4 protein-coding genes are annotated in these 3,925 nt (G+C 49.1%); 3 read left to right on the top strand and 1 reads right to left on the bottom strand.

Features of this window, described 5'->3' with window-relative positions; translation table 11 throughout:
* From LQZ21_RS14830 to LQZ21_RS14840, 3 genes are all read left to right on the top strand, one after another.
* The coding region (locus LQZ21_RS14830) for a reverse transcriptase domain-containing protein (protein WP_411045357.1) at positions 1-900 on the top strand (900 nt) is incomplete at its 5' end.
* A gap of 288 nt (positions 901-1,188) precedes the next feature.
* Positions 1,189-1,821 carry a 5-formyltetrahydrofolate cyclo-ligase gene (locus tag LQZ21_RS14835; RefSeq protein WP_411045358.1) on the top strand — a complete coding sequence of 211 codons (633 nt, stop codon included), beginning with the start codon at positions 1,189-1,191 and terminating at the stop codon, positions 1,819-1,821.
* Between the two features lie 279 nt (positions 1,822-2,100).
* Positions 2,101-2,703, top strand: a complete 603-nt coding sequence (locus LQZ21_RS14840; RefSeq protein ID WP_411045359.1) for a DUF6657 family protein — start codon at positions 2,101-2,103, stop codon at positions 2,701-2,703.
* A gap of 10 nt (positions 2,704-2,713) precedes the next feature.
* Here the strand turns inward: LQZ21_RS14840 and LQZ21_RS14845 are convergent, their stop codons facing one another.
* Entirely contained in the window at positions 2,714-3,643 is a 930-nt protein-coding gene (locus LQZ21_RS14845) for an ABC transporter permease (RefSeq protein ID WP_411045360.1), read from the bottom strand.
* Between the last annotated feature and the right edge of the window lie 282 nt (positions 3,644-3,925).

A 3,925-nucleotide genomic window follows, 5' to 3' on the forward strand; every position in this document is an offset into this window, starting at 1 on the left:
CTCTTGATAAAACTGGGTTATTATCCTTTGTTTTTCCATAGGCTCATTGTAGCATGTTTTCAGACTTTTCCACTATATCTTGTGAAGAGCCTGATAAAGAAGTTCTTAAAGAACGGTATCATGGTGGACGGACTGGTAAGTCAGAACGAGCAGGGGACGCCGCAGAGTGGGAACCTGTCGCCGTTATTGAGCAACATATACCTGACGAAGTTTGACAGGATGCTGGAAGAGCGCGGTCAAAAGTTCGTAAGGTATGCGGATGACTGTAACATCTACGTCAGGAGCATCCGGGCCGCCGGGAGAGTGATGGAGAGTTGCACGAAGTTTCTTGAAGGGAAACTGAGACTGAAAGTGAACCGGAAGAAAAGCACGACCGGGAGCCCGACCAAGCTCAAGTTCCTGGGATTTAGTCTGTATCGGCGGAAAGACGGAGTTGGGATACGAGTACATGAGAAACCCTTGAAGCGGCTTACGGACAGGCTGAGAGGCCTGACGAGCCGGAAACGAGGCGGGAAGATGGAACGGATACTGGAGGAGATAAGCCGGCTGTTGATAGGCTGGTTAGGGTACTACAGTATTGTGGACCTGAAAGGACATCTTGTACGGATAGGCGGCTGGATACGGCGGCGGATACGGCAGATGTACTGGAAACGCTGGAAAAGGGCACGGACGCGATGTGAGAACCTGATACAGTTAGGAATATCCCCGGAACAGGCATGGCAATGGGCGAATACCCGGAAGGGCTACTGGCGGATAGTGGACAGTCCAATACTCAAACACACGCTCACCAACCAGTATCTTGAAACGAGTGGATTTCCCGATGTGTTGAAACGATTTGAGATGCTGCACGAGAGGATAGGCAGACACTTGAGACTACGAATGCCTGTTCCCGCCCATTGAACCGCCGTGTACCGAACGGTACGCACGGTGGTGTGAGAGGACGGCTACCCAAATAATGGGTAGCCTCCTACTCGATTCCAGTTTTTTCAGGGCGTACAAAGCATTTTTCGGTAACAAACCCTCGGCCAAAGGTCTTGATTGGGACACCGTGTTAAAATTGGACATAGCTGCAAAAAAATAAATTTGAACCCGTTCAAAACTCAGGTTTTGATCCTCCCGCAAATACCTGTTAAATTACACATTACCTTGACTGCCCCCTGCCGGTCGTTGTAATCTTAAAATCGATCCATGTCCAAACAGGCGGTACGGCAGAAAATAAGAACCCTCCTCCAAACCCTTCCCCCGGCGGCATTTCAAAAAGAGGGAATACAGGCCCTTCTCCGGCTCCGGGAAAGCCCCCTTTGGGATGATTATCAGCGGTTCCTGTTTTTTCTTTCCACCGATCGGGAAATTGATACGGCTCCCCTAATGGAAGCGGCCTTTTCCGATAAAAAAGAGGTTTATGTCCCCAAAATTGAAGGGGATTCCCTGGTTTTTTACCGGATCTATTCCCCGGCCGGCCCCTGGTCTTTGGGGACTTTTAAGATCCGGGAACCGGAAACCGTCCGGCAGGAGGATGCCCTAAAAAGGGAAGGGTCTTCCCTCCTCATCCTGGTCCCGGGCCTTGCCTTCGATCCCCGGGGGGCGCGGCTTGGTCATGGGAAGGGCTACTACGACCGTTTTTTTGCCGCCCTTGACCCCCCCGGGGAAAGAACCGATCCTACAAAAAAAAACTACACCGCCCTGGGTCTCTGTCTGGAAATCCAACTACTGCCCCGGATCCCCACGGAAACCTGGGACAAGCCCATGGACGCCCTCTGTACCGGAAGTTCCCTTCGCTATTGCCCCAAGGACGAAAATACCGCCCTTTCCCAACCATAAGGCAAGATGGTTACCGGAACAGCCATTCTTCCCCCCCCCCTCCATCACTATCCGATACTTTTTACCTTTCGGAACTACGGCCGGTGGGGTGGGAATTTCCCCCCGCTCACTACCTGTAGGGTCCGCCTCCGCAGCCCGGAACGGTCTGCTATGGCGGGGAATTCCAGAGACGTGAGCGGGGGGAAATTCCCACCCCACCGGGTCATATCAGAAAAGATCAAAGTATTAGATATCTTGAAAATCCAGGCCAATACGAATATGGTATAAGGAGGAGTTATTATGGGAAGGATTAAAAGCGCACTGGAAATAGCCTTGGAACGAACCGAATCGGTTCGGGGCGATAAGGCCAGTATCGATCAGTTTGAGGCCAAACAGCGGGGAAAACGGGTTGCCAATGAGTTTCTTGCGGGGACAAAGGTAAACCTGGGGGATGAAATAAAAAAGGCCCCGCCGGAACAGCAGGAATCCCTGAAACAGGGCGTTTTTGATGTTCTCCTTTCTCAGATTACCCTTCCCCGTGGGGAGGATGATCTAAAACGCCTGGAGGCGGTGGGGAAGGGGCTTTCCCTCATCATCGGGGATTCCCGGTTTTCCGCCCTCTATAAACAGCTTAACGGGGCCCTTTCCCAATATCTGGACGAATCATCCCAGTATGAAGAGGCCCTCCGCCGCCAATATGCCCCACGGCTCCGCCAAAAGGAAGAGGAACTATCCCGGCGTCTCGGCCGCCGGATCGAACTGGACCCATTCCAGGACGCCGAATTCGTGGCCTTCTACAACCAGAACATGGCTACCCTCAAGGGAAACTATGAAGCCGCAATGGAAGAAGTCCGGGAACAGGCGCTTCGGTTCTTTAACCGGTCCATCCCTTCCGATAGCTAGGGCTGTTGAATTATTCGGGTTGTTTAATCCACTTTAAGGCGTTCCTCTCAAAGATTCCGATAAGGGCATTTATCCCGGTAACGACCACCGCTATGAGTATGACGCCGGCAAAGACCTTGGGATAGTCTGCCCAGGCAGCCCAGCGTTTTACATAATAGCCAAGGCCGGAGTTTGCTCCTATGGTTTCTGCCATAACCAGGATCATGAATGCGGTAGCGATGCGGATTCGAAGGCTACCGATTATAGGAATAGCGCACTCAGGAAGCAGTACCCGTATAAGCATCGCAAAGTTGCTTAGATTAAGAGACATTGCGCTGTCGATGAGTTTCTGATCCACATTTTTTACATTGGTTGACATATTCATTACCGTGGGAAAAAAGACGCCCATAAAAATAACAATGATAGACGCGGATTGAAATGTCGGCGAAATAGCTACAATATATGGCGCATAGACCAATGCCGGTACCGAGGCGATAACGGTAATCACCGGGGAAAATGCTTCGCGAAGCCTTTGATACCAACCGATAAAAAGTCCCAGTATAACGCCTAAACCCATACCAATACCGACACTAACTAGAATTAGATACATGGAATGAAAAAAGCCCGTTATCATCTGCGGGTAATCCTGGGTAAAAATATAAAATACGTTTTCCGGAGGAGGAAACAGCGTATAGTGAAGCACCTTGAATACCTTTGAACCGAGATCCCAAAGTAAAAAAAAGCTAAAAATGATACAGTAAAGATCAACCAGATTTATAAGTTTTTTCTTTCCCCGCAGTATCGCAACGATAAAGGAAATTTCAAAAAAGACTAACACTACAAGGTAGGCCCAAGGAGGGTTAAGCTGAAAATCTGCGGGAATAAACGCCGATGCCGCCGTGGCTATGAAAAGCAAATTCGCAAGGTTGAATATCCTGTTTTCAAACAGAAATAGCTTCATATTACCGCTCCTGTTATGTCAAGTTTTTCGGCAATGTCTTCGTAGAAAAATCCTATAAGCCGGTTGCGGAGGAGTAGAAATTCATTGTTCTTAAAAATCTCAGAACGAATACGATGGTTTCCGAGATTTATAGGGATGTCATCCCGGATTTGTTTAGGCCGCATAAAAATGATCCGGTTTGATAAAAAAATGGCTCTTCACAAGATATAGTGGAAAAGTCTGAAAACATGCTACAATGAGCCTATGGAAAAACAAAGGATAATAACCCAGTTTTATCAAGAG

Source organism: Treponema sp. TIM-1 (genome assembly GCF_046533115.1).
GTDB lineage: Bacteria > Spirochaetota > Spirochaetia > Treponematales > Breznakiellaceae > JAIRMO01.